General features: G+C 65.3%; 19 protein-coding genes. 7 read left to right on the top strand and 12 right to left on the bottom strand.

Features of this window, described 5'->3' with window-relative positions:
- The first annotated feature begins 46 nt into the window (after nucleotides 1-46).
- The 5 genes from ACSFA5_RS29630 to ACSFA5_RS29610 all read left to right on the top strand — a co-directional run bounded on the left by ACSFA5_RS29630 (nucleotide 47) and on the right by ACSFA5_RS29610 (nucleotide 3,825).
- Entirely contained in the window at nucleotides 47-442 is a 396-nt protein-coding gene (locus ACSFA5_RS29630; RefSeq protein WP_435447622.1) for a COG4315 family predicted lipoprotein, read from the top strand.
- A gap of 27 nt (nucleotides 443-469) precedes the next feature.
- On the top strand, nucleotides 470-985 hold the full coding sequence (locus ACSFA5_RS29625; protein WP_435447621.1) for a sigma-70 family RNA polymerase sigma factor: 516 nt from the start codon (nucleotides 470-472) through the stop codon (nucleotides 983-985).
- 13 nt (nucleotides 986-998) lie between these two features.
- Nucleotides 999-1,817: an anti-sigma factor family protein gene (locus tag ACSFA5_RS29620; RefSeq protein WP_435447620.1), complete on the top strand. Its 819-nt coding sequence runs from the start codon at nucleotides 999-1,001 to the stop codon at nucleotides 1,815-1,817.
- A 90-nt stretch (nucleotides 1,818-1,907) separates the two neighbouring features.
- A complete protein-coding gene (locus ACSFA5_RS29615; RefSeq protein WP_435447619.1) occupies nucleotides 1,908-2,300 on the top strand; it encodes a COG4315 family predicted lipoprotein in 393 nt (130 codons plus the stop codon).
- A 100-nt stretch (nucleotides 2,301-2,400) separates the two neighbouring features.
- On the top strand, nucleotides 2,401-3,825 hold the full coding sequence (locus ACSFA5_RS29610; RefSeq protein ID WP_435447618.1) for a hypothetical protein: 1,425 nt from the start codon (nucleotides 2,401-2,403) through the stop codon (nucleotides 3,823-3,825).
- Between the two features lie 110 nt (nucleotides 3,826-3,935).
- On the opposite strand, the gene typA is transcribed toward ACSFA5_RS29610, so the two are convergent.
- From typA to ACSFA5_RS29555, 11 genes are all read right to left on the bottom strand, one after another.
- Nucleotides 3,936-5,774: a translational GTPase TypA gene (typA, locus tag ACSFA5_RS29605; RefSeq protein ID WP_435447617.1), complete on the bottom strand. Its 1,839-nt coding sequence runs from the start codon at nucleotides 5,772-5,774 to the stop codon at nucleotides 3,936-3,938.
- Complete coding sequence (truB, locus tag ACSFA5_RS29600; RefSeq protein ID WP_435447616.1) at nucleotides 5,771-6,739, bottom strand: tRNA pseudouridine(55) synthase TruB; 969 nt, start codon at nucleotides 6,737-6,739, stop codon at nucleotides 5,771-5,773. Before truB ends, typA begins: the two co-directional genes overlap by 4 nt.
- A 2-nt stretch (nucleotides 6,740-6,741) precedes the next feature.
- Nucleotides 6,742-7,113: a 30S ribosome-binding factor RbfA gene (gene rbfA / locus ACSFA5_RS29595; protein WP_435447615.1), complete on the bottom strand. Its 372-nt coding sequence runs from the start codon at nucleotides 7,111-7,113 to the stop codon at nucleotides 6,742-6,744.
- A 21-nt stretch (nucleotides 7,114-7,134) separates the two neighbouring features.
- Nucleotides 7,135-10,125, bottom strand: coding sequence for a translation initiation factor IF-2 (gene infB, locus ACSFA5_RS29590; RefSeq protein ID WP_435447614.1), 2,991 nt, complete (start codon nucleotides 10,123-10,125; stop codon nucleotides 7,135-7,137).
- A 24-nt stretch (nucleotides 10,126-10,149) separates the two neighbouring features.
- On the bottom strand, nucleotides 10,150-11,643 hold the full coding sequence (gene nusA / locus ACSFA5_RS29585) for a transcription termination factor NusA (RefSeq protein ID WP_435447613.1): 1,494 nt from the start codon (nucleotides 11,641-11,643) through the stop codon (nucleotides 10,150-10,152).
- Nucleotides 11,644-11,659: 16 nt separating this feature from the next.
- The gene (gene rimP, locus ACSFA5_RS29580) at nucleotides 11,660-12,298 is read right to left on the bottom strand and encodes a ribosome maturation factor RimP (protein ID WP_435447612.1); all 639 of its coding nucleotides are present in this window, start codon (nucleotides 12,296-12,298) and stop codon (nucleotides 11,660-11,662) included.
- Between the two features lie 176 nt (nucleotides 12,299-12,474).
- Complete coding sequence (locus tag ACSFA5_RS29575; RefSeq protein ID WP_435447611.1) at nucleotides 12,475-13,677, bottom strand: YbfB/YjiJ family MFS transporter; 1,203 nt, start codon at nucleotides 13,675-13,677, stop codon at nucleotides 12,475-12,477.
- 16 nt (nucleotides 13,678-13,693) lie between these two features.
- Nucleotides 13,694-15,310, bottom strand: coding sequence for an ABC transporter ATP-binding protein (locus ACSFA5_RS29570; protein ID WP_435447610.1), 1,617 nt, complete (start codon nucleotides 15,308-15,310; stop codon nucleotides 13,694-13,696).
- Between the two features lie 14 nt (nucleotides 15,311-15,324).
- A complete protein-coding gene (locus ACSFA5_RS29565; protein ID WP_435447609.1) occupies nucleotides 15,325-16,395 on the bottom strand; it encodes an ABC transporter permease in 1,071 nt (356 codons plus the stop codon).
- A complete protein-coding gene (locus tag ACSFA5_RS29560; RefSeq protein ID WP_435447608.1) occupies nucleotides 16,361-17,395 on the bottom strand; it encodes a microcin C ABC transporter permease YejB in 1,035 nt (344 codons plus the stop codon). Before ACSFA5_RS29560 ends, ACSFA5_RS29565 begins: the two co-directional genes overlap by 35 nt.
- A gap of 16 nt (nucleotides 17,396-17,411) precedes the next feature.
- Nucleotides 17,412-19,211: an extracellular solute-binding protein gene (locus tag ACSFA5_RS29555; RefSeq protein ID WP_435447955.1), complete on the bottom strand. Its 1,800-nt coding sequence runs from the start codon at nucleotides 19,209-19,211 to the stop codon at nucleotides 17,412-17,414.
- Nucleotides 19,212-19,248: 37 nt separating this feature from the next.
- Here ACSFA5_RS29555 and fabI point away from each other — a divergent pair, with 37 nt between their 5' ends.
- Both fabI and ACSFA5_RS29545 read left to right on the top strand, forming a co-directional pair.
- Nucleotides 19,249-20,031: an enoyl-ACP reductase FabI gene (gene fabI, locus ACSFA5_RS29550; RefSeq protein ID WP_435447607.1), complete on the top strand. Its 783-nt coding sequence runs from the start codon at nucleotides 19,249-19,251 to the stop codon at nucleotides 20,029-20,031.
- Nucleotides 20,032-20,096: 65 nt separating this feature from the next.
- Nucleotides 20,097-20,939 carry a DNA ligase gene (locus ACSFA5_RS29545; protein ID WP_435447606.1) on the top strand — a complete coding sequence of 281 codons (843 nt, stop codon included), beginning with the start codon at nucleotides 20,097-20,099 and terminating at the stop codon, nucleotides 20,937-20,939.
- Between the two features lie 46 nt (nucleotides 20,940-20,985).
- On the opposite strand, the gene ACSFA5_RS29540 is transcribed toward ACSFA5_RS29545, so the two are convergent.
- Nucleotides 20,986-23,286 carry an Orn/Lys/Arg family decarboxylase gene (locus tag ACSFA5_RS29540; RefSeq protein ID WP_435447605.1) on the bottom strand — a complete coding sequence of 767 codons (2,301 nt, stop codon included), beginning with the start codon at nucleotides 23,284-23,286 and terminating at the stop codon, nucleotides 20,986-20,988.
- Between the last annotated feature and the right edge of the window lie 207 nt (nucleotides 23,287-23,493).

Raw genomic sequence — 23,493 nt, 5'->3', positions numbered from 1 at the left:
TTTGTCACCGGACAACCCGGTGCCATCACAACCCAGGAGTCTTTCCATGTCGCCATTCAGCCGTTCGCTGCGTCCTCTTCTTTCGCACGCTTCTTCCGCAGTGCTGCTCGGCGCCCTGCTCGCGCTGCCGGCTTTCGCCGAACCCAAGCCTGCCGACGGCGCGCTGGTCGGTGCCAACGGCATGACGCTCTACACCTTCGACAAGGACACGGCCGGCAACGGCAAGTCGGTCTGCAACGGCGGCTGCGCCACCAACTGGCCGCCGTTCATGGCTGCCGAGGGCGACAAGGCGGCCGGCGACTTCACTGTCGTCACCCGCGACGACGGCAAGAAGCAATGGGCCGCCAAGGGCTGGCCGCTGTACTACTGGGTCAAGGACACCAAGCCGGGCGACAAGACCGGCGACGGCGTCAACGGCACCTGGAAAACCGCCAAGCCCTGATCGCCTTTTCAACCCACCCACGCTCCCATGGACGCCCGCCTGCTGGTCGAGCACATCCCGAGCCTGCGCCGCTATGCGCGCGCGCTCACGGGCAACGCATGGGCGGCCGACGACCTGGTGCAGGACACGCTAGAGCGCGCCTGCAGCAAGTGGCGCCTGTGGGTGGTGGGCAGCGATCTGCGCGCGTGGCTGTTCACGGTGATGCACAACATCTTCGCTAGCCAGGCGCGGCGCACGCCGCCACCGCACGCGGTTGTATCGCTCGACGAACTGCCGCACGAGATGCAGGGCGGCATCGACCCGGGCCGAGACCAGGGCACGCGCCTGGACCTGCAGCGCTGCCTGATGCAGCTGCCCGAGGAGCAGCGCGCCGTGCTGCTGCTGGTGACGCTCGAAGACCTGTCGTATGCCGAGGTGGCCAAGGTGCTCGGCATTCCCACGGGCACCGTCATGTCGCGCCTGTCGCGCGCCCGCGTCCGGCTGCAGGAGCTGATGGACGGCGCCCGCGCCCCCGTTCGCCCCGGCCTGCGCCGCCTCAAATGAAACCCGCCGCACCATGAACCGCCCCGCCCCGCCCCCCACCGACGACGAACTGCATGCCTGGGTCGACGGCCAATTGGCCGCCGAACGTCATGGCGCGGTCGAAGAAGCCATTGCGCGCGACCCTGCCGTGGCCGCGGAGATCGCCGCGTGGCACACGCAGCGTGACGCCTTGCGCACGCTGCACCGCGAACTGCTCGACGAGCCCGTTCCCACAGCCCTGATGAATGCGCTCGGCGACCATCCGCCACCGGGAGCGCCGCGTGACTCCTGGATGCGCTGGGGCGCCATGGCGGCCGGCGTGCTGGTCGCTTTCGCTGCCGGCTGGCTCGGCAGCAGCCAATGGTCCGCCGCGCACGGCGGCTCGCAGCTGGCCAAGGCGCCGGCGGTGCGCGAGTTCGTGCACGACGCGTCGATGGCGCACGTCGTCTACACGCCGGAGAAGCGGCACCCTGTCGAAGTGGCCGCGTCCGAGCAGCAGCACCTGGTGCAGTGGCTGTCCAAGCGCCTGGACCGGCCGCTGAAGGTGCCCGACCTGTCGTCCCAGGGGTACACCCTGGTCGGTGGCCGATTGCTGCCCGGGGAAACCGGTGCTCGCGCCCAGTTCATGTTCGAGGACGCCGCCGGCGAGCGCGTGACGCTGTACATCGGCACGCTGGACGCCAACGCGGCCGGTGCCGCCGCCGCGCGCGAAACGGCCTTCCGATTCGCCGCCGAAGGCCCCGTGCCGAGTTTCTACTGGGTCGACCAGGGCTTCGGCTATGCCCTCGCGGGCAAGCTGCCGCGAGAACTTCTGCTCAAACTTGCGACGCTGGCCTACCGCGATTTGTCTTGATGAACGCATAAACTGCCGGCTCGCGTATTCGTTGGGCCCGGCCCGTCACCGGACCCGTCTTCGCGATTTTTCAACTGAAGGAGAAACTGCATGAAATTGCTCAGCGCCTCGATCCTCGCGGCGGCCCTGCTTGCCGGCTGCGGCAGCATGTCCCCGACTGCCCAAACGCCCGACACCCCCACCCGCACCGCCGACGGCGTGCTGGTCGGACCGAACGGCATGACGCTGTACACCTTCGCCAAGGACACGGCCGGTGCCGGCACCTCCGCCTGCAACGCCCAGTGCGCCACCAACTGGCCGGCGCTCGGCGTCGCCGAGACCGCCAGGCCCATCGGCGGCTACACCATCATCATTCGCGAAGACGGCAAGCGCCAATGGGCCTACAAGGGCTGGCCGCTGTACTTCTGGTCGAAGGACGCCAAGGCTGGCGACAAGACCGGTGACGGCGTGGCCAACGGCGCCTGGAAGGTCGCTCGCCCCTGATTCACCAGGGCACAGCGCAGACAAACGCCGGCAGCCGCCGGCGTTTTTTTGTCCGCTTCGACCGACGCATCGCCCCGCGGGCGCGCGGCAGAATCCCCGCATGACTTCTGACGCCAACCCGGACGCGTTCCTCGCGCTGCTGACCCAGGGCCTGATCACCGACACGCAGCACGACGCCGTGCTTGCACATCCCGAGACGCCGAGCCTCCCGCCCCTGCCCGGCCCCGCGCATGCCCTGGCATGGATGCGCGTGCGAGGCCTGATCACCGAAGCGCAACAGAACGCTGCGCTCGACGACGTCGAGGCCGCCGAGCCCGCCCATCCGCACGCGGACGACGCCGCGATGAGCGCGATGGATGCCGACGACCAAGTCGAGCTGGCCGGGCAAGGCATCACCCACGAAGCGCTCCAGGCGCTGCACGGCAACGGCCTCATCGACACACCGACACGCGACGAGGCGCTGGAAGAAACACCCGTCGTCGGCACCGTGCCCGCCTCCGCGGCGGCCACGCTGGCCTGGCTGGTGAGCGAGGAGCTCATCGACAAGAAGGGCTTCGAAGCACTCCGCGCCCAGGTTGCCGCCGAGCCGGCCTTTGCCATGGCGGCGGACCGCGTGCGCATCGTGAACGAGGCACAGGCGCTGATCGATGCCGATGCGCAAGCCGTGAAGGCATGGAAGTCCCGCACGCAGCGCGCGCGCCATGTCGGCGCGCTGAAGCTGATGCTGAGCGTGCTGGTGATCGGCGGCGGCCTCGGCTGGTACCTCTTCGCACCGGCCGGCGTGCCCGCCTGCGACGCGGCCTCCACGCGCAAGACGCTCGACAGCCTGATGTTCCGTGTTTCCCTGGACGTGCGCATGCGCACCCTCGATCCGCAAAAGCGCGCCGAGCTTCAAACGCCGTCCGTCGGCAGCATGCGCGAGATCGGCTATCGCAAGACAGACCGTGTGCGCGGCTGCACGGCCGTGATGATGCAGGGCGACAAGCGAGACCCGATGGCCTTCACCATCGGCCCCGTCGCGCCGAAGAGCGACGACATGGTGGTGCGCGGCGCCGACCTGGCCATCGTGCAGGCGCGCTTCGGTCATCTCGATGCCAGCGGCAAGCCGCTCTACAACGCCGAGCCCATCGGCCGCGAGGCGCTGGAGAAGGCATTCCGCGAAGGGGCTGCGCCGCTGAGCGAGCGCCCGACGGTTTCGCGCCTGCGCCCGCGCAACGAATCCGGCCTGATCGACAAAGACCCGGACCGCTCGCGCGAAATTGCGGAGGTCGAGGTGGCCGGGCCATGCCGGGCGCTCGAGAACGACGCTGGGCAGGCATGCCCGCTGGTCATCGAATACAACGACCGCATGCTGGGCGCCATCGGCGGCGACACCCGATCGCTCGCGCTGACCGGCGAATTCAAGTTTCTGCAAGCGAACGGAAACTGGCGCGTGAGCGACGACTTTTCGAAGACCTTCACCCGCTCGGTGCTCGAGGCCCGCTTGAAGCGCATGGGCCTCACCGACGTGGCCCTGCCGCAATAAGGCGGCGCGCCAACGAAAAAATCACCCCTGGCGGCAGCTTCTCTCGAAGAAGCTGCGCCAGAAGGTGATCTGGAAACTGCGCACCCCTGCACAGGCAGGGGCGAAAGCTATCAGCCTTGCGACGTGTCGCGGCCGGCGCGCTTGCGCTCGTGTTCCTTCAGGAAGCGCTTGCGCAGGCGAACGCTCTTGGGGGTGATTTCGACCAGCTCGTCGTCCTCGATGAACTCCACGCCGTATTCGAGCGTGAGGTCGATCGGGGGCGTGATCTTGATCGCATCTTCCTTGCCCGAGACGCGGAAGTTGGTCAGCTGCTTGGTGCGCGTGGCATTCACCACCAGGTCGTTGTCGCGGCTGTGGATGCCGACGATCATGCCTTCGTATACCGGGTCGTTCGCCTTGACGAACATGCGGCCACGGTCGTCCAGCTTGCCCAGGGCGTAGGTGAAGATTTCACCGTCGTCCATGGAGATCAGCACGCCTTGCTTGCGCCCGCCGATGTCGCCCTTGTGCGCTTCGTAGCTGTCGAAAATGTTGCTGATGAGGCCGGAGCCGCGCGTCAGATTCAGGAACTCGTTGGTGAAGCCGATCAGGCCCCGCGCCGGAATGCGGTATTCGAGGCGCGTGCGACCGCGGCCGTCCGGTTCCATGTTGACCAGATCGCCCTTGCGCTCGCCCAGCGCCTGCATCACGCCGCCCTGGTGCTGCTCTTCGACGTCCACGGTCACCAGTTCGATCGGCTCGTGCTTTTCGCCGTTGACGGTGCGGAACACCACGCGCGGCTTCGACACGGCGAGTTCGTAGCCTTCGCGACGCATGTTTTCCAGCAGGATGGTCAGGTGCAGTTCGCCGCGGCCCATGACTTCGAAGATGCCTTCTTCGTCGGTTTCCTTGACGCGCAGCGCCACGTTGTGTTGCAGCTCTTTCTGCAGGCGGTCCCAGATCTGACGGCTGGTGATGTACTTGCCTTCGCGGCCGGCCAGCGGGCTGGTGTTGACGCAGAAGTTCATGGTCAGGGTCGGTTCGTCGACCTTGAGCATGGGCAGCGGTGCCGGGTTGGCGGGGTCGGTCACGGTAACGCCGATGCCGATGTCGGTGATGCCGTTGATCAGCACGATCTCGCCCGGGCCGGCTTCGGTCGCCTGCACGCGCTCCAGACCCTGGAACGTCAGCACCTGGTTGACGCGGCCCTTGACGACCTTGCCGTCCGGTCCTTCCATGACGACCACGTCCATCATGGGCTTGATCGTGCCCTGGCTGATGCGGCCCACGCCGATGCGGCCGACGAAGGTCGAGAAGTCGAGCGCGGAAATCTGCAGCTGCAGCGGCGCTTCGGGGTCACCCTTTTGCGCAGGCACGTGCTTCAGGATGGTGTTGAACAGGGCCGACATGTCGGGGCCCCACTGCTCGCCGGCAGCGCCTTCTTCCAGCGACGACCAGCCGTTGATGCCCGAGGCATACACCACGGGGAAGTCGAGCTGTTCGTCGGTGGCGCCGAGCTTGTCGAACAGGTCGAAGGCGGCGTTGACCACCTTGTCCGGGTTCGCACCGGGCTTGTCGACCTTGTTCACCACCAGGATGGGCTTCAGGCCCAGGGCCAGCGCCTTCTTGGTCACGAAGCGGGTCTGCGGCATCGGGCCTTCCTGCGCGTCGATCAGCAGCACCACGCCGTCGACCATCGACAGCGCGCGTTCCACTTCACCGCCGAAGTCCGCGTGGCCCGGGGTGTCGACGATGTTGATGTGCGTGCCTTCCCAGGTCACGGCGCAGTTCTTGGCCAGGATCGTGATGCCACGTTCCTTTTCGATGGCGTTGTTGTCCATCACCGTGTCGACGACCTTCTCGTGATCGGCGAAGGTGCCCGACTGGCGCAGCAGCTGGTCGACCATCGTGGTCTTGCCATGGTCCACGTGGGCAATGATGGCGATATTGCGGATTTGCTTGGTACTCATGGTGTCGCTTCGGTCTGTTGTGCGTTCAAAAGAATTTGCTGGATTTCGATGGGGTTCAGCAAGCGCCCCGGGATCAATTCACCGGCCTTGACGTGGGCAGAGCCCAGGAAGGCCGGCGGCTCGGTGCCGAACACGGCCACCTCGCCCGCATCGGCCCAGTCGCCGCTGCGGCGCAGGCCCGAAAGAAAACGTGCCGCATCTTCCGCGCCGAGCGTGACGCGGCTGTGGCCGTCCACCAGCGATTCGGCAGGCAAGAGCTGCGCCAGGCGCTCCTCTTCGTCCATCGCCTCGAGGGCTTCGAGCGTGATGCACTGTGCCTCGACGAAATTGCCGGTGGCGGTGCGCCGCAGCGAAGTCAGGTGCGCGCCGCATCCCAGGGCCTCGCCGATGTCTTCGCCGAGGGTGCGGATGTAGGTGCCCTTGCTCACGGTCGCTACTATTTTGATAGTGGCCAACCCTTGCGCATCGCCCGCTTCAGCCAGTTTCAGCTTGTAGATCACGACGTCGCGGGGCGCCCGCTCGATCTCTATGCCTTCGCGGGCGTATTCGTACAGCGCCTTGCCGTCCTTCTTGAGCGCGCTGTGCATCGGAGGCACCTGGCGGATCGGGCCGGTGAACTGCCCCTCGACGCGCACCAGATCATCGGGTGTCACATGCACGGGCCGCTCGGCGATCACATCGCCCTCGGCATCGCCGGTGGCGGTCTTCACACCGAGAAGCGCCGTGGCCTCGTAGGTCTTGTCGGCGTCCAGGTGCAGTTGGCTGAACTTGGTGGCCGCGCCGAAACACAAGGGCAGGACCCCGGTCGCGAGCGGATCGAGCGTGCCGGTATGGCCCGCTTTTTCCGCGCGCAGCAACCACTTGGCCTTCTGCAAGGCCTGGTTGCTGGAGAGTCCCAGCGGTTTGTCGAGCAACAACACCCCATGCACAGGGCGCCGCTGCACCCTTGTGCGTGGCGCGTTCATGGCTATTCGTCTTTCGAACGCGAGGCGACGGCTTGCGCGATGAGCGCGTTCATGTCGGCCGCGCGCTCGGTGGTGCGGTCGAACAGGAAGTGCAGCGTAGGCACCGTGTGAATGTGCAGGCGCTTGAACAGGCCGTTGCGCAGGAAGCCCGCGGCCTGGTTCAACGCTTCGGTGGTCTCGTCCACGTCACCCGTGAGCACGCTGAAGAAGATCTTCGCGTGCGCATAGTCGGGCGTGACCTCGACGGCCTGGATCGTGACCATGCCCACGCGCGGGTCCTTCAAGTCGCGCGCGATCAGTTCCGTCAGATCCCGCTGGATCTGGTCGGCAACCTTGAACGCGCGATTGGGGGCGGCGGCTTTTCTTTTCGGCATGGACTCTTTCGCTTCGAACGCTTACAGCGTCCGGGCGATTTCCTTGATTTCGAAGAATTCGAGCTGATCGCCTTCTTTGATGTCGTTGTAGTTCTTGAGCTTGATACCGCACTCAAAACCTTCGCGGACTTCGCGGACATCGTCCTTCATGCGCTTGATCGAGTCGACTTCGCCGGTGTAGATCACCACGTTGTCGCGCAGCAGGCGGAAATGCGCGCTGCGGTTGACCGAGCCGGAAGTGACGTACGAGCCTGCGACCGTACCGATCTTCGAGGCCACGAACACCGTGCGGATCTCGGCCGAGCCGATGATCTCTTCGCGGCGCTCCGGTGCCAGCATGCCCGACATTGCGACCTTGATCTCGTCCACAGCGTCGTAAATGATGCTGTAGTAGTTCAACTGCACGCCGTTGTTCTCGGCCAGCTTGCGCGCACCGGAATCGGCCCGCACGTTGAAACCGATCACCACGGCCTTCGAGGCGATGGCCAGGTTGATGTCGCTTTCGCTGATGCCGCCGACACCAGCGTACACCATCTGCACCTTGACCTCTTCGGTCGCCAGCTTGAGCAGCGACTGGGCCAGCGCTTCCTGCGAGCCCTGCACGTCGGCCTTGATGATGATGCGCAGCGTCTGCACTTCGCCCGCCGACAGGTCGGTGAACATGTTCTGCAGGTTCGCGGCCTGCAGCTTCGCCAACTTGGTGTTGCGGAACTTGCCGGCACGGTAGGTGGCGATTTCACGCGCTCGGCGCTCGTCGCTCATCACCATGAATTCGTCGCCCGCTTGCGGCACTTCGGTCAGACCCTGGATCTCGACCGGGATCGAAGGACCCGCGGACTTGATCGTCTTGCCGTCTTCGTCGAGCATGGCGCGCACGCGGCCATAGGTCGAACCCGCCAGCACCACGTCGCCCGCCTTGAGCGTGCCCGACTGGATCAGCACCGTCGCCACCGGGCCGCGGCCCTTGTCGAGCTGCGCTTCGATGACCAGGCCCTTGGCCGCGGCATCCACCGGCGCCTTGAGCTCCAGCACTTCGGCCTGCAGCAACACCTGTTCGAGCAGGTCGTCGATGCCCTCGCCCGTCTTGGCGGAAACCTTCACGAACGGCACGTCGCCGCCGTACTCTTCCGGCACCACCTCTTCGGCCACCAGTTCCTGCTTCACGCGGTCCAGATTGGCGTCGGGCTTGTCCACCTTGTTGATTGCAACCACGATCGGCACACCTGCAGCCTTGGCGTGCTTGATGGCTTCCTTGGTCTGGGGCATGACGCCGTCGTCGGCCGCCACCACCAGGATCACGATGTCCGTGGCCTGCGCACCGCGGGCACGCATGGCGGTGAACGCCTCGTGACCGGGGGTGTCGAGGAACGACACCATGCCGCGTGCGGTTTCCACGTGGTAGGCACCGATGTGCTGCGTGATGCCGCCGGCTTCGCCCGCTGCAACCTTGGCGCGGCGGATGTAGTCCAGCAGCGAAGTCTTGCCGTGGTCGACGTGACCCATGACGGTCACGACCGGTGCGCGCGGCAAGGACTCGGCGGTTTGCGCCGACACGTCATCGTCGGTGAAGGCTTCCGGATCGTCCAGCGCGGCAACCACGGCGTTGTGACCCATGTCCTCCACGATGATCATCGCGGTGTCCTGGTCGAGCGACTGGTTGATGGTCGCCATCATGCCGAGCTTCATCAGCTGCTTGATGACTTCCTGCGCCTTCACGGCCATCTTGTGGGCCAGTTCGGCCACGGTGATGGTTTCGGGAACGTGCACCTCGAGAACGCGCGCCTCGACCGGTGCGGCCGGTGCGTGCTGCTCGTCGTGACCGCCGCGGTCGTTGCCACGGCGACCACGCGGGCCTCCGCGCCAGTTGCCGCGACTGACACCGCCGCTGGCATCGCCGCGTGTCTTGATTTCCTTCTTCTTGGCAGGATCGCCGGCCCAGCTCGACGAGAGCTTGGCGGACTTGACTTCCTTGCCGGCACCGGCAGCGCCAGGCGCTGCGGCAGCACCCGGTGCGGCTGGCGCGCCGGGACGCGGCGCGGGCGTGGCGGGCTTGTGCAGCGTGCCCTTGACCGCGGCCTTTTCGGGCTGCGGCTTCTCGGGAGCCTTGTGCGGCACCAGCACGCGGGCCGGTGCATTCATCATGGCGCGGATGGCTTCGGCTTCGGCGAGGGCCTTGCGGCGACGCTCGTCCAGGTCCTTGGCGCGGGCGGCTTCCTCGTCGGCACGGGCCTTCGATTCGGCGGCGGCCTTGGCCTTCGCGTCTTCCTTGGCTTGCGTGGCGGCGTTCTGCGCGGCGAGCTTGGTGTCGGCGGCCTGCTGTTCGGCGGCTGCGGCGGCGGCAATCACTGCGGGAGCAGGTGCGGCTGCGGGCCTGGAGTGCGCGTCTTTGCTGGCCGCGTTGACTGCGGCGGTCTCTGCAAACGCAGCGGCCTTCTTCGCGGCGGCGATGCGCACGGCTTCCTGCTGTGCCTGCTCAGCCTGTTCGGCGCGCTCGACCTTCTCGGCCTGTTCGCGATCGCGGGCTTCGGCTTCTTCGCGCAGACGACGCTTTTCGGCCAGTTCTTCTTCCTGGCGGCGGATCAGCTCGGCCTGGCGGCGCGCCTCTTCCTCGCGGCGGGCCAGTTCGGCCTCGTCGACGCGCGGAGCTTCGGGAGCCTCGACCGGCGCTTCTTCCGCATGCTGTGCCGATTCCGGCGTGGCCGGATGACCGTCCTCGCGCTGGATGAAGGTGCGCTTCTTGCGCACCTCGACCTGGATCGTGCGGGCGCGGCCGGTGGCGTCGGCCTGCTTGATCTCGCTGGTCGACTTTTTCGTCAGCGTGATCTTCTTGCGCTCGGGCTCGACGGTGCCGTGGCTGGCCTTGAGGTGGCCGAGCAGGCGTTGCTTGTCAGCCTCGGTGAGCGCGTCGGTGGCGGCCGCTTTGGGCACACCTGCGCTCTTGAGCTGGTCAAGCAAGGTTTCGGGAGTCTTCTTGAGCTCGTTCGCGAACTCGGCGACAGTGGTACTGGACATATTGGTTTCGTGCCTTCATGACCGTCACTCTTGGCCAGCGAACCAATGTTCGCGGGCTTTCAAGATGAGGGTTTTGGCGTCATCGGCGCTGTGGCCGGTGATCTCGGTGAGTTCATCGACCGCGAGGTCGGCAAGATCGTCACGGGTGTTGACACCCGCTTCGGTCAGCTTGGGAATCAGCTCGGGGTCGAGGCCCTCGAGGTCGTGCAGGTCTTGCGATACCTGCGGCTGGACCTCGACGCCCTCTTCCTTGGCGATTTCCATGGTCAACAGCGCATCCTTGGCGCGCGTGCGCAGCTCATTGATGGTGTCTTCGTCGAAGGCTTCGATCTCCAACATTTCGGAAATTGGCACGTAGGCCACTTCCTCGAGGCTGTTGAAGCCTTCGGCGATCAGGATGTCGGCGATTTCCTCGTCGACATCGAGCTTTTCCATGAAGAGCTTGCGGCTGGCATCGGTTTCGACGGCCTGCTTCTGCGCAGACTCGTTGGCGTCCATGATGTTGATCTTCCAGCCGGTGAGGTCGGAAGCCAGGCGTACGTTCTGGCCGCCGCGGCCGATGGCGATGGCGAGGTTCTCCTCGTCGACCACCACGTCCATGGCGTGCTTTTCTTCGTCGACCACGATCGACGACACGTTGGCCGGTGCCAGGGCACCGATCACGAACTGGGCCGGGTCTTCGCTCCACAGCACGATGTCGACGCGCTCGCCGGCGAGCTCGTTGGTCACGGCGTTGACACGGGTGCCGCGCACGCCGACACAGGTGCCGATCGGGTCGACGCGCTTGTCGTGCGAGAGCACGGCGATCTTGGCGCGCGAACCCGGGTCACGGGCGCAGCTCTTGATTTCGAGCAGGCCCTGTTCGATTTCGGGCACTTCCTGGCGGAACAGCTCGATCATGAACTCGGGTGCCGAGCGCGACAGGATGATCGGCGCGCCGCGCAGCGTCAGGTCGACCTCCATGATCATGGCCCGCACGCGGTCGCCGTTGCGCAGGTTTTCCTTGGCGATCATCTCGCTGCGGCGCAGGCGGCCTTCGACGCGACCGGCCTCGACGATGATGTCGCCCTTGTCCAGGCGCTTGACGGTGCCCACGAAGATCTTGTCGCCGCGCGACATGAAGTCGTTGAGCAGCATCTCGCGCTCCGCGTCGCGGATCTTCTGCAGGATGACCTGCTTGGCGGCCATGGCGCCGATACGGCCGATGGGCACCGAGTCCACCGCTTCTTCGATGTACTCGCCGACTTCGATGTCCGACATTTCTTCCTTTGCCTCGAACAGGAGAATTTCCTGGTCGGGCAACTGCAGGCCGGCTTCATCGGGAACGACGTGCCAGCGGCGGAAGGTTTCGTAGTCGCCGCTGTCGCGATCGACCACCACGCGGATGTCCACATCGCCCTGATGGAGCTTCTTGGTGGCTTGCGCCAGTGCGGATTCGACCGCGCCGAAGACGACGTCACGTTCGACGTTCTTCTCGCGCGAGATCGCATCCACCAACATCAACATTTCGCGATTCATGCCACCACTCCTCTGGTCAGTCCGGAACCTGCGTTCCGTCGTCAATATCCGAAAAACCCGGTTGGGTTTTGGCCTTGCGGCCCTTGAAATCCACAATGGGCGCCAGCCGCGCGTCGCGCAGCTCGTCCAAAACGAAGCCCAGCGCATGCAACGGTGCAGGCGCGCGCTTCTTGCTCACTTTTTGTCCAGGCTTGGCCTCGGGCGCATCGCTCCAGACGATCTGCCAGCCCTGGGCGCCATCCGCCTGCTCGACACGCTCCAGCGTGCCGCGAAATTTCTTGCGATTGGCCGACACCTGGCCCGCCGCCGCCGCGCCCATGGGCGCTTTCAACGTGATGTCGATGATCTCGCCCACGAAGCGCCCGAAATCCTGCTCGCTGCGCAGCGGGCGGTCGATACCGGGCGAGGACACCTCGAGCCGCTTGTATTCGACACCGTCCACTTCGAGCGCGAACTGCAACTGACGCGTGACCTTCTCACAGTCTTCGACCGTCACGAAGGGGTCCGGCACACCGGCTGCAACAGCTTCCGATGTGGGGGGCGTCCACGGCAAATCAATCGTCACGCGCAGCGTTCCCCCGACCGAGCGTTCGATCTCGATCAGGTCATAGCCGAGACCGGCCACGGTTTGTTCCACTATTTGCTGCAATGCCACGTGTTCGAAAGTGCCTTTTAAATACGGGACCTGGGCAATCCGCGCGCCACGGATACCAGGTTGCTGGGATGTCCAGAATGCACAGACCAAAAAAAACGGGCGGTTGGTACCCGCCCGTTTGGTCGTGAGCCTCGAATTATATGCTGTTTGCGCAATAAATGAAGAGGCTAAAGCACTCAAACAGCCATTGGACGGCGAGATTTGGCCCAAACCCATGCAAATAAAACCGCGCCGAGCGCCAATGCCGCCGCCGCGACAAGCAACGGCACCTGAAACGACCCCGTCCGCTGGGCCAGCGGCGCGGCAAACAGCGGTCCGATGATCTGCCCGACCCCATAGGACGCCGTCGCATAGCCGATCAGACCGGCCGCCGCGTTGCCGCGCAGCCGGCGTGCGTCCCGCATTGCAAAAAGAGTGATGGCGGTGAACGGCATCCCCAACAGCAGACTGCCGAGCGCAAAGCCGCCGATGGTCGGCCATGCCACCGACAGCACGACACCGAGCGCCTGCAGCGCGTAGGCGCCGGCCAGAAGCAGCCGGTTGTCCCAATGCGACGGCGCCCGTGCGCCGATCAGCGCACCGGGAATGATGGCCAGCCCGAACAGCGGCCAGAAGAAGTCGGGCCACGACGAGCCGGGCAGTGCCTGCCGGGCAATCACGGGCAGGAAGGTCGCGGTGATGATGTAGCCGAATCCGGCCAGCCCATAGAGCGCCACCAGCCAGATCGCATCGCTGCGGTCGGCGGCCGATGCGCTGGCGCGCGCTGCCGCCGCCGGTTCGGCAGCCGCAGCGCCGCCAGCTTGCGCTTGCTCGGCGTCGTCGAACACCCGCCAGATCACGGCGACGAGCACGATCGCCAGGATGCCCAGGCCGATCCACCCCGCCTCGGAGCCCCAGCGCCCGAGCGCCCCGCCCAGCAGGCCCGTCATCGCGATGCCGATGCCCGGGCCGGTGTAGATCACGCCCGCCAGCATCGGCGAGTTGGTCTCCGCCAGCCTGCGCAGCCCCCAGCCGGAGGCGAACACGAAGACCCAGGCGCTCATCACGCCGGCCGCCGCGCGCAGGATGCCCCAGCTCGTGAAGCTGTGCAGCAGCCCCATGCCGACCAGCAACGCCGCCGTGGCCAGCAGCCCGCCGCGCACCATGCTCGATGCCTTGATGCCGATGGCCGCGCAGCTGACCGCCCCCAGAAAGTAGCCCAGGTAGTTGAGCGACGCCAGCAACCCGCCGGCCGCGAGCTCCAGCTTTCCCTCGTGCAACATGATGGGCAGCATGGGCGTGAACGCAAAGCGCCCCAGGCCCATGGCCACCGACAGGGTGACCATGCAGGCCAGCGCCGCGCGCCACGCCCCGCGACGGTCGCGTCCGATTTCCGACATTGCTTGCAGTCTCCGTTTATTCCAGCAGCGCGGCGGCCACCAGCTTTTTTGTATAGGGGTGCTCGGGCGCGTCGAGCACGCGCTCGACCGCCCCGGCCTCGAGGATGGCCCCGTCCTTCATCACGATGACCTGGTGCGCCATGGCGCGGATCACCTCCACGTCGTGCGTGATCAGCAGGTAGCTCAGCCCGCGCTCGCGCTGCAGGCGCTGCAGCAGGCCGAGCACCTGCTTCTGGATGGTCACGTCGAGCGCGCTGGTGGGTTCGTCGAGCACCAGCAGTTGCGGATCGACGATGAGCGCACGCGCAATCGCCAGCCGCTGGCGCTGCCCGCCCGAAAACTCATGCGGGTAGCGGTCGAGCAGCGAGGGAAACTGGGCCTCGGCCAGCCCGACGTCGGCAAGTGCGGCGAGCGAACGGGCGCGGCGCGCCTCGGCATCGAGCTTGGGCGCATGAACGCGCAGCCCCTCCCCCACGATCTGCTCGACCGTCATGCGCGGCGAAAGCGAGGAGAACGGGTCCTGGAACACCACCTGCATCACCCGGCGCAGGCCCAGGTCGGACGCGCGATCGACCGCCCAATCCTTGCCCGCGACCTTCAGCGCGCCCTGGTGACGCAGCAGCCCCAGCGCCGCCAGCGCGAGCGTCGACTTGCCCGAACCCGATTCGCCGACCACGCCGAGCGTCTCGCCCGGCGCAATGCGAAAACTCGCGCCCTGCACCGCCACGAACTCGCCCTTGCGAAACCAGCCGCCGATGCCGGGCCGGGGCACCGGATAGGTCACGCGCAAAGCTGTGGCCTCGAGCACCGGCGCTGCGCCGCTCGACGGCACGGCCGCAACTTGTCGCTCGGGGTGGCTGTCGATCAGCTTGCGGGTGTAGGGGTGCTGCGGCGCCTCGAACACCGGCGCGACCGCCCCGTGCTCGACGATGTGACCGTTCTCCATCACCGCCACGCGGTCGGCGAAGCGGCGCACCAGGTTCAGGTCGTGCGTGATCAGCAGCACCGCCATGCCGTGCTTGCGCTGCAGTTCGGCCAGCAGGTCGAGGATCTGCGCGCGCACGGTGACGTCCAGCGCCGTGGTCGGCTCGTCGGCCAGCAGCAGGCGCGGTTTGCAGGCCAGGGCCATCGCGATCATGGCGCGCTGGCGCTGGCCGCCCGACAGCTGGTGCGGAAACGCCTGCGCGCGCCGCGCCGGCTCCGGAATGCCCGTGTCGGCCAGCAACTGGACGGCGGCCGCCTGCGCGGCGCGGGCCGACAGCCCTTCGTGAAGCTCCAGCACCTCGGCGATCTGGTCGCCCACGCTGTAGAGCGCGTTCAGCGCGGTCATCGGCTCCTGGAAGATCATCGCGATCTCCCTGCCGCGGATGCCACGCAGCTGGCGCTCCGGAATCGATAGCAGGTCACGCACGTCCGACGCGCGTTCCCCGCCAAAAAGCCTTGCAACGCCAGTGACGTCGGCGTTCTGCACCAGCCGCAGCAGCGACAGCGCCGTGACCGTCTTGCCCGAGCCCGACTCGCCGACCAGCGCGAGCTTTTCGCCGGCGGCTATATGGAAGTCGATGCCGTGCACCACCTCCTTGCCGCCGAAGGCGACGCGCAGGCCCTTCACGTCGATGAGGGGGGGATTCATGGAGTTGCCGTCCGTCACTTGTCGGCCTTTCGCGGATCGAGCGCATCGCGCAGCGCGTCGCCCATGAAGGTCAGCAGCATCAGCGTGACGACCAGCACGGCGAAGGTGGAAAGGGAAATCCACCAGGCATCGATGTTGGCCTTGCCCTGGCTCAGAAGTTCGCCGAGCGACGGCGTGCCGGGCGGCACGCCCAGGCCCAGGAAGTCGAGCGAGGTCAGGGCGAGGATGGCGGCGCTCATGCGAAACGGCAGGAAGGTGACGACCGGCACCATGCTGTTGGGCAGGATGTGGCGCCACATGATCTGCAGGTTGCTCACGCCCAGCGCGCGCGCGGCGCGCACGTAGTCCATCTGTCGGTTGCGCAGGAACTCGGCGCGCACGTAGTCGGCCAGGCCCATCCAGCCGAAAAGGCTCAGCAGAATGAGCAGCAGCGCCACGCTGGGCGCGAAGATCGCGCTGAAGATGATCAGCAGGTAGAGCTCGGGCATGGAGCTCCAGATTTCGATGAAGCGCTGGAACAACAGATCGGTCTTGCCGCCAAAAAAGCCCTGCACCGCGCCGCTGACGATGCCCAGAACCACCCCGATCACGGTGAGCGCGAGCGCAAACAGCACGCTCACGCGAAAGCCGTAAATCAGTTGCGCGAGCAGGTCGCGGCCGCGGTCGTCGGAACCAAGAAAGTTTTCGCCCGATGGCGCGGCCGGATTGGGTTGGGACGCGAAGTAGTTGAGAGTGCGCGGACCGTAAGGATTCGGCGCATACACCGCCCAGTTGGCGCCAGCGGTGATGCGCTCCCTGATGAAAGGATCCAGGTAGTCGGCCGACGTCTCGAAGTCACCGCCAAAGGTTTTTTCCGAATAGTCGCGCAGCACGGGAAAATAGGTCTGGCCTTCGTACCGCACGACGAGTGGTTTGTCGGTGGAAATCACTTCCGCGAAGAGACTCAAGACCACCAGTGTCGAGAAAACGACGAGGCTCCAGAACCCCAGAGGATTGCGACGAAAGCGACGCCAGGCGCGAACGCGCGGGCTGACCGACTTGACAGGTGCGCTAGTCAAACTTGACCCTCGGATCGACCCATACATAACAAAGATCGGAAATCAGCTTGGTCACCAAGCCGATCAGCGTGAAAAGGTACAACGTGCCCAACACCACCGGATAGTCGCGCCGGATCACGCTCTCGTAGCTCAGGAGGCCCAGGCCGTCGAGCGTGAAAAGGGTCTCTATCAGCAGCGCGCCAGTGAAGAAGGCGCCGATGAACGCCGCTGGAAAGCCCGTGATTATGGGAATCAGCGCGTTGCGGAACACATGCTTCCAGAGTACCTGGCGCTCGGTGAGTCCCTTGGCCCTGGCCGTCAGCACGTACTGCTTGCGGATCTCTTCGAGAAAGGAGTTCTTGGTCAGCATGGCCGTGACGGCGAAGCTACCGAGCACCATCGCCGACACCGGCAATGCGATGTGCCACAGGTAATCGACGATGCGCGCACCCCAACTCAAGGTTTCCCAGTTCGGCGAGGTCAGCCCCCGAAGCGGAAACCATTGCAGCTTGCCGCCAAAAATTACCAAGAGCGCCACGCCGAGCACGAAGCCGGGAATGGCATAGCCGACGAGCACGATGAGCGTGGTGACGAAGTCGAAGCGCGACCCGGCCCGTACCGCCTTGGCCACACCCAACGGAACGGCAATGAGGTAGCTGATGAAGAAGGTCCACAGCCCGAGGCTGATGGAGACTGGTAGCTTCTCCTTCACAAGTTCCCACACCGCCTTGCGTTGATAGAAGCTCGTGCCGAGGTCGAGCTGTGCGAACGACTTGAGCATCGTCCAGAACCGCTCGTGGGCCGGCTTGTCGAAACCGTAGAGCACCTTGATTTCCTCGATGCGCTGCGGATCCAGGCCTTGGCGACCACGGTATCCGGCGCCGCTGGCAGCCGCGCCCTCCCCGCCCGAATCCCTGCCCTGAAGCTGGGAAACCAACTGCTCCACCGGACCGCCGGGCACGAACTGGATGACCGCGAAAGTGACGATCAACACGCCGAGCAGCGTCGGAATCATCAACAGCAAGCGCTTGAGGATGTAGGTCGCCATGAATGTATGCCTGACTTTATTTGTTGGAAGGCGAAGCCCACCAGGTCGACAGCGCCCAGTCGTCGGCCTGGTAGTAAGGCGGAATCGTCGGCGGCAACACGAAGCGACCTGGCCTGTACCCGATCAGGAAGGAGTTGCTGTAGTACTGAGGGATCGAGTAATAGCCGTTAGACAGCACGCGATCCAGCGAACGCATGGCGGTGGCGAGTTCCACGCGCGTGGTGGCCATCGCAACCTTGCCCAAAATGGCGTCAACAGCAGGGTCTGCCACGCCCCACGAGTTGGCAGAGCCCACTGTGTCAGCGGCCTTCATGCCAAAAAGCTCGAAGAGTTCGCCGCCCGGTGCGGTGCTCCCAAGCAAGCGCCTCGATGTCATCTCGAAGTCAAAGTTGTCCATGCGTTGCTGCGCGAGCGAGAAGTCGACCGTGCGGAAAGTCATTTCGATCCCCAGCTTGCGCAGTGCGGTCTGAAACGGCGTCGCCACGCGGATCAGTGAAGGCTGGTCGTTGAGGAATTCGATGGTGAATGCCTCGCCCTTCGCATTGCGCAGCGCGCCGTCCTTGTAGTTCCAGCCAGCCTCGGCGAGCAATGTGCGCGCCTGGCGCAAGTTCTCGCGCAGGCTGTTGGGCGGCACGGTGCTCGAGGGAACCGGAGCAGGGCCGAACACCTCCGGCCGGAGCTTGGCTCGAAGCGGCTCCAGCAGCGCCAGTTCGTCCGGCTTGGGCAAGCCCTCGGCGTGAAACTCGCTGTTCGGAAAGTAGCCCTGTGCGCGCGTGTAGATGCCGTAGAAAAGCTGGCGGTTGAGCCATTCAAAGTCCACCGCCAGCCCGATCGCCTGCCGCACACGAACGTCCTTGAACTTCTCCTTGCGCGCATTGAACACGTAGCCTTGAAAATCCCCGGGGTTGTTGTTCTTGAACTCGCGCTTCAGAATCTCGCCGCTGTCGAATTGCTTGCCCTTGTACTGGCGCGCCCAATTGCGAGACGTGAACTCGCGCATGAAATCGAACTCGCCAGCCTTGAGCCCCTCGAAACGGGAAGTTTCGTCGAGGTAGACCTTGTACGTGACACGGTCAAAGTTGAACTGCCCCTTGCGTACCGCAAGGTCGACGCCCCAGTAATCTGCGCGACGCACGTAGGTGATGTCGCGGCCCAGGCGGTCGCTGACCGGTCGGTAGGGGCCCGAGGCGACCGGCACGTCTGTCGTGATCTGGTCGAACGGCTTGCCCGCGCCCCATTTCTGGCTGAACACCGCCATGCCGCCAACCACCAGGGGCAACTCGCGGTTCGGGTTGGCGAAGTCGAAGCGAACGGTGCGCTCGCTCACTGCACTGGCGCCCTTCACTTCGGCGTAGATCGTGCGGTACGCCGGCGAAGCGAGCTTGCCAGTCAACGTCTTGAACGAGTGCACGACGTCTGCCGCAAGCACCGGCGATCCATCGTTGAAGCGCGCCTTCGGATTGATGCGGAAAGTGGCGGACAGTCGGTCGGGCGCGACCTCCACATCTTCGGCCAGCAGGCCATAGCCAGTGGTCGGTTCCTCCATGTTGCCGATGAGCAAGCTCTCGAACATCAGGGGGCCCACTCCCGACGGCGCGGTCCCCTTGAGCGTGAACGGATTGAACTTGTCGAAGTTGGTCGGGCGAGTCGGAGGCACCATGCGGATCTCACCACCCTTTGGGGCATCCGGATTGAGGTATTCGAAATGCGTGAATCCCGCCGGGTACTTGATGTCACCGAACTGTGCGTAGGCATGGGCGGCCCACGAGGGGGTCGCCGAGAACGCCAACACCATCCAGAGCAGCCAACCTCGCATGCGAGAATTCTGCCCAAGATTTTCACAAGGCAACTTCATGGGCTTTCTTTCCGGCAAAAAACTGTTGATCACCGGTGTGTTGAGCAATCGCTCCATTGCGTATGGCATTGCCAAGGCCTGTCATGAACAGGGCGCGGAGCTCGCCTTCAGCTATGTCGGCGAGCGATTCAAGGACCGTATCACCGAATATGCCGCAGACTTCGGCTCGAAGCTGATTTTCGACTGCGACGTGGGCAACGACGCGCAGATCGACAAGCTCTTCGCCGACCTGGCGCAAACCTGGCCCACGTTCGACGGCTTCGTGCACAGCATCGGCTTCGCGACCCGCGAATCCATTTCAGGCGACTTCCTCGACGGACTCTCGCGCGAAGGCTTCAAGATCGCGCACGACATCAGCGCATACAGCTTCCCGGCCATGGCCAAGGCCGCCCTGCCCTACCTCAACGAAAAGTCGGCCCTGCTCACGCTGACCTACCTGGGTGCCGAGCGCGCGCTGCCCAACTACAACACCATGGGCCTGGCCAAGGCTTCACTCGAAGCCTCCGTGCGCTACACGGCCGCCTCGCTGGGCCCGAAGAACATGCGCGTGAACGGCATCAGCGCCGGACCGATCAAGACACTCGCGGCCAGCGGCATCAAGGGCTTCGGCAAGATGCTCGCCGCCGTGGCCGAGGCCTCGCCGATCCGCCGCAACGTGACCATCGAGGAAGTCGGCAACGTGGCCGCTTTCCTGCTGAGCGACCTGGCCAGCGGTGTGACGGCGGAGATCACGTATGTCGACGGTGGTTTCAGCAACGTCGTGGGCGGAATGGCCGAGTAATTTCAGCAGAAACCCGCTGGTACGGTCGCCAGGCGGTCGTATGCAGCTATCTATTCAATAGCACCGTGCTGAGCCGACGCTCCCTCCTTCTTGCTGCTTTCGGCCTCGTCGCCGCACACGCCGTGTTCGCGCGCGACGCCGCGCCCTCGCTGATGCTGGCCGAGGTCTACCGCCCCGGCATGTCGCTGTCCGACTACTGGGTCAGCGAGAAATACGACGGCGTGCGCGGCTACTGGGACGGCAAGCAGTTATGGACGCGCGGCGGCGAACGCGTCGTGGCACCCGCATGGTTCACAGCCCCGCTGCCCAAACAGCCGCTCGACGGCGAACTGTGGGCGGGCCGCGGCCGGTTCCCGCATGCGGTCTCGACGGTGCGCAGCCAGACGCCCAACGACACCGCGTGGCATGAGATGCGCTTCATGGTGTTCGACCTGCCCGCCCAGGCCGGCGACTTCAGCGCGCGGCTGACCGCCCTGCGCAAGCTGCTCCCCGTCACCGACGCACCGTGGGTGGTGCCCGTGCCGCAAGAGCGCGCGACCACGCACGAAGCGCTGCAGGCGCTGCTCGACAAGACGGTGAAGATGGGCGGCGAAGGCCTGATGCTCCACCGCGGCAGCTCGAGCTATCGCGGCGAGCGCAACAGTGACCTGCTGAAGGTCAAGCCCTACGACGAAGCCGAGGCCCGCGTCGTCGAGCATGTGGCCGGCAAGGGCAAGCACGCGAGCCGGCTCGGCGCGCTGGTGGTCGAAACCGCCGACGGCAAGCGCTTCAAGCTGGGCACCGGCCTGACCGACGCCGAACGGGAGAACCCGCCCGCCATCGGCAGCTGGGTGACCTACCGCTACAACGGCACCACCGCCAAGGGGCTGCCGCGTTTCGCCCGCTTCATGCGGGTGCGAGAAGGCTAGGCACAGGCCATTCGATCGGGCCGGGCGGCCCGACCCGCAGGCCTGTTTACTGCACTGCCCTGACGCAGTCCGCGTAGTAGCGCTTCTTGCCCGTCTCGTCGACGCGCGCCACCAGGCCGTGGATGTCGGTCTCGAAGCCCGGACACTGCGAGTTGAACTCGCGCGAGAACCGCAGGTAGTCGACGATCTTCTTGTTGAACACTTCGCCTGGAATCAGCAGCGGAATGCCCGGCGGGTACGGCGTGATCAGGCTGGTGGTGATGCGGCCTTCGAGCTCGTCGATTTCCACGCGTTCGGTCTTGCGGTGCGCGATGTGGGCAAAGGCGTCGCTGGGCTTCATGGCCGGCGTCAGGTCGCTCAGGTACATCTCGGTCGTGAGGCGCGCCACGTCGAAGCGCGCATACAGCTTGTGGATGTGCTGGCACAGGTCGCGCAGGCCGAGCTTCTCGTAGCCCGGGTGCTGTTGGCAGAACTCCGGCAGGATGCGCCACATCGGCTGGTTGCGCGCATAGTCGTCCTTGAACTGCTGCAGCGCCGTGAGCAGCGTGTTCCAGCGGCCCTTGGTGATGCCGATGGTGAACATGATGAAGAAGCTGTACAGGCCGGTCTTCTCCACGATCACGCCGTGCTCGGCGAGGAACTTGGTCACCACGCTGGCCGGAATGCCGCTCTCCGCGAAGTTGCCTTCGAGGTCGAGGCCGGGCGTGACGATGGTCGACTTGATCGGGTCGAGCATGTTGAAGCCGTCGGCCAGGTCGCCGAAGCCGTGCCAGTTGCGCGGCGACTTCTTGGTCTTGCGCTTGGTGGCCTCCTTCTCGCCCTTCATGATCCAGTCGTCCGCGCGGCCGATGCCTTCTTCGACCAGCTTCTCGGGGCCCCAGACCTTGAACCACCACTCTTCCGAGCCGAACTCTTCCTCGACCTTGCGCATGGCGCGGCGGAAGTCGAGCGCTTCGAGAATGCTCTCCTCCACCAGCGCGGTGCCGCCGGGCGGCTCCATCATGGCGGCGGCCACGTCGCAGCTCGCGATGATCGCGTACTGCGGGCTGGTCGACGAGTGCATCAGGTAGGCCTCGTTGAACAGGTCGCGGTCGAGCGCGCGGTTCTGCGAGTCCTGCACCAGCACGTGGCTGGCCTGGCTGATGCCGGCGAGCAGCTTGTGCGTGGACTGGGTGGCGAACACCAGCGAGTCCTTCGGCCGCACGCGGCGCTTGCCCATCGCGTGGTACGCGCCGTAGAACGGGTGGAAGGCCGCGTGCGGCAGCCAGGCCTCGTCGAAGTGCAGCGTGTCGACGTAGCCGTCGAGCATGTTCTTGATGGTCTCGGTGTTGTAGATCACGCCGTCGTAGGTCGACTGGGTGAGCGTCATCACGCGCGGCTTGACCGTTTCAGGGTCCACATGCGACAGCAAGGGGTTGGCCTTGATCTTGGCCTTGATGGCGCTCTGCTCGAACTCGCTCTGGGGAATCGGGCCGATGATGCCGAAGTGGTTGCGCGTGGGCTTCATGAACACCGGAATCGCGCCGGTCATGATGATCGCGTGCAGGATCGACTTGTGGCAGTTGCGGTCGACCACCACCACGTCGTCGGGCGCGACCGTGTGGTGCCACACCATCTTGTTGCTGGTGCTGGTGCCGTTGGTCACGAAGAAGCAATGGTCGGCGTTGAAGATGCGCGCCGCATTGCGCTCGCTGGCCGCCACCGGGCCGGTGTGGTCGAGCAGCTGGCCCAGTTCTTCCACCGCGTTGCACACGTCGGCGCGCAGCATGTTCTCGCCGAAGAACTGGTGGAACATCCGGCCCACAGGGCTCTTGAGGAACGCCACGCCGCCCGAGTGGCCCGGGCAGTGCCACGAGTACGAGCCGTCTTCCGCGTAGTCGATGAGCGCCTTGAAGAACGGCGGCTGCACGCCTTCCAGGTAGCTCTTGGCCTCGCGAATGATGTGGCGCGCCACGAATTCGGGCGTGTCCTCGAACATGTGGATGAAGCCGTGCAGCTCGCGCAGGATGTCGTTCGGAATGTGGCGCGCGGTCTTGGTCTCGCCGTAGATATAAATGGGCACGTCCGCGTTCTTGCGCCGCACCTCGCCGATGAAGGTGCGCAGGTTCAGCACGGCCGGGTCGAGGTCGGGGCCGACAGTGAATTCTTCGTCGTCGATCGACAGGATGAAGGCGCTGGCGCGGCTTTGCTGCTGCGCGAACTGGCTCAGGTCGCCGTAACTCGTGACGCCCAGCACCTCGAAGCCCTCGCTCTCGAAGGCCTGCGCGAGCGCGCGAATGCCGAGGCCCGAAGTGTTTTCGGAACGGAAGTCCTCGTCGATGATGACGATGGGAAAGCGAAATTTCATGAGCGGGGCTCCGGACAGGCGGGGAGACAGACAGGCAAAGACGAGGCGCGAAGTGTACGGAATTCGGATGACGGATTCGGTCAGCTTCCTGCAAGACATTCGGGCCCGCCAGGCAAGCCCACCTCCTCCCGCGCCAGTACCCCTACGCACGGCAAGCGCTTGGGGTTCATGCCGCAGAATGGTGCGCATCGAACAAGCAAGAGAGGA

This window comes from Variovorax monticola, assembly GCF_051216855.1.
Classification (GTDB): domain Bacteria; phylum Pseudomonadota; class Gammaproteobacteria; order Burkholderiales; family Burkholderiaceae_C; genus Variovorax.
Note: the sequence above shows the minus strand (reverse complement) of the source record. Positions and strands in the feature narration are given on the sequence as shown.